At 58.7% G+C, this 387-nt stretch carries 1 pseudogene; it reads right to left on the minus strand.

The features are described from left to right. Nucleotides 1-134: 134 nt before the first annotated feature. A pseudogene (locus LB462_RS31025) lies at nt 135-387 on the minus strand (hypothetical protein); the annotation flags it as partial.

The raw sequence follows: 387 nt of genomic DNA on the forward strand, positions 1-387 counted from the left end.
TGAACGGCCTATGGCGAGCCACGTTGCTCGCAGGGTTGGCAAAATCAAATCTTGAACGCATTCTCGTGACCCCCCTTTTTGTTATTTGTACAGGGCGGCGAGCCGGTTATTGCGGCTCGCCGTCAGTTCTCGGACTACAGATGGAAGTCCGAGTTGGTCAGGTCGTGGTTGCCCTTGATGCTTAAGCGCAACTCTGCCCCGCTATCGCCATCGACGCTGCCCTGGACGATCGTATATTCGCCGTCCTCGCGGGTTTCATGCGTGACAACCAGTTGTGCGGCGCCGCTTAAGGTCGAGCCTGCAACCAGCGTGAAGGACTGGTTCCCGCCTGCGCCGCCATTGGCATCGATACCGCCTAGATCGATCTTGTCTCCGGGCTGGAAGCCC

Origin of the sequence: Phyllobacterium chamaecytisi (genome assembly GCF_020164455.1) — a bacterium.
Taxonomy (GTDB): Bacteria; Pseudomonadota; Alphaproteobacteria; order Rhizobiales; family Rhizobiaceae; genus Phyllobacterium; species Phyllobacterium chamaecytisi.